Raw genomic sequence first — 2,348 nt, 5'->3', positions numbered from 1 at the left:
ATGTTCTTGGAACCCACACCTGCCTTTTATGAAAAGCAGACAGACGAAAAATCAAAAGAAGAACGTTCATTCAAGTTCCTTTTCGGTTATATCAAGAAATATCGCAAATATTTCGGGCAGATAGTTTTGGGTTTGCTCGTGGGTAGTCTGCTGCAACTTATTCTGCCTTTCCTCACGCAAGCCATCGTGGATGTGGGCATCAAAAACCAGAACATCGGCTTTATTTGGCTGATACTTCTTGGGCAACTGATGCTCACGGTGAGCCGTACTGCCATTGACTTTATCCGCCGCTGGCTGCTGCTGCATATCTCGCTGCGTATCAACATCTCATTGGTGAGCGACTTCTTTATCAAGCTCTTAAAGCTGCCGATGTCATTTTTCGACACTAAGCTGATGGGCGACCTTATGCAGCGTATGGGCGACCATAGCCGTGTAAACTCGTTCCTGACACAGCAAACGCTCAGCATCGTGTTCTCACTCTTCACCTTTGTGGTATTCAGCATCGTGCTGCTGTCTTATAATTGGCTTGTCTTTACCATCTTCATGCTCGGCAGTCTGCTCTATGGCGGTTGGCTTGCACTCTTCCTCAGGCGCAGAAAGGTACTCGACTATGAGCTCTTTGAGCAGCAAGCCATCAATAACAACAAGACCTACGAGTTTATCACATCCATGCAGGAGATAAAACTCCAAGATTGTGAACAACGCCGTCGTTGGGAGTGGGAGGACGTACAGGCAGACCTCTTCGGGGTACAGATGAAATCGCTGAAACTCCAGCAGACACAGGAGGCAGGCAGCATCTTCATCAATGAACTCAAAAACATTGTTATCACCGTGGTGGCAGCAACAGCCGTGATACACGGACAACTCACGCTGGGTATGATGCTTGCCGTGCAGTATATCATCGGACAACTCAATTCACCCGTTGAGCAGCTGATGAGTTTCTTCTACTCCGTACAAGATGTAAAGATAAGCCTCGAGCGCATCAATGAGATACACCGTATGGACGATGAGAACGGAAAGCAAGGATTGGAAACTTCAGTGAAAGAAGAAAACAAAGGCATAGACCTTGAAAATGTAAACTTCAAATACGACCCTCACGCACTGAAAACCATCATTGATGATGTAAGCCTCACTATCCCCAAAGGCAAGGTAACTGCCATTGTCGGGGCATCAGGTAGCGGAAAGACCACTCTTGTCAAACTGATGCTGGGCTATTACCCTGTATTGGGCGGGCAAATCACCATTGGAGGAACAGATGTGAACACACTCAATAAGAAATGGTGGCGCAGACAATGTGGCGTAGTGATGCAGGACGGTGTCATCTTCTCTGAATCCATTGCACGCAACATTGCCGTTGATGATGGGGAAATAGACAAGCAGCGGTTGCAGCAGGCTGCCGGGATAGCCTGTATTCACGATTATGTGATGGGGCTGCCATTAAAATACAATACCAAGATAGGGCGCGATGGCGTGGGTTTGAGCCAAGGACAGAAACAACGTATCCTGATAGCGAGAGCCGTGTACAAGAACCCCGACTATATCTTTCTTGACGAAGCCACCAACTCACTCGATGCCAACAATGAGCGTATGATAGTAGAGCATCTGGACAAGTTCTACAAAGGCAAAACGGTGGTTATCGTGGCACACCGCCTAAGCACGGTGAAGAATGCTGATCAGATAGTAGTATTGGATAAAGGCAAGGTGGTGGAAATCGGCAATCACGAAGCACTCACGGTAAAGCGTGGCGCATATTATAGCCTCGTAAAGAATCAATTGGAATTGGGCAACTGACATTAAGAAAGGAAAACCAACTATGGCAGACGACAAGATAGAACTCCGCAGCGAGAAGGTCAGGCATATCATAGGCGAGATACCAACAAGGATTGTCCGTTATGGTATAACGGTCATTACCATTGTTATATTGGGACTGTTGATGGGTGCCTACTTTATACCTTATCCCGAAACCATCAGCGCAAGGGTTGAGATGGCGGATGCACATCAAGGCACAACAACCGTTCCCTATAAATACGTGAATACGATAGCAAAAGGAATGACGGTAAACATCGAATTTGAGGGCTACGATACAGAAACATACGGAGCTGCCAATGGTATAATAACAGCCACATCGCATACACCCAAGCAAACGACAGCAGGCAACGTGTTCACGGCACAGGTAAGGATAACGGATTGCAAGTATAAGATTATCAGCGGAATGACAGGCACAGCATCCATACTTATAAGCAATGAAAGCGTGCTTCAGAGGATAGTCAAGCAAATAACAAATATCATATAACTTCCTTTTTAACCGTAATAAAACGGTGAAAGAGGAAAGGCAAATGTAGTTACTG

The 2,348-nt window shown here is 46.3% G+C and carries 2 protein-coding genes; both read left to right on the top strand.

Going from position 1 to position 2,348, the window contains the following annotated elements:
• Positions 1-1,791: peptidase domain-containing ABC transporter (locus JCM15124_RS12415; protein WP_024999660.1), on the top strand; the 1,791-nt coding region annotated here is incomplete at its 5' end.
• A gap of 22 nt (positions 1,792-1,813) precedes the next feature.
• The gene (locus tag JCM15124_RS12410; RefSeq protein ID WP_024999659.1) at positions 1,814-2,293 is read left to right on the top strand and encodes a hypothetical protein; all 480 of its coding nucleotides are present in this window, start codon (positions 1,814-1,816) and stop codon (positions 2,291-2,293) included.
• The last annotated feature ends 55 nt before the right edge of the window (positions 2,294-2,348 follow it).

Origin of the sequence: Prevotella falsenii DSM 22864 = JCM 15124, assembly GCF_000613945.1 — a bacterium.
GTDB classification, from domain to species: Bacteria; Bacteroidota; Bacteroidia; order Bacteroidales; family Bacteroidaceae; genus Prevotella; species Prevotella falsenii.
This window is presented reverse-complemented; position numbering and strand designations above follow the sequence as displayed.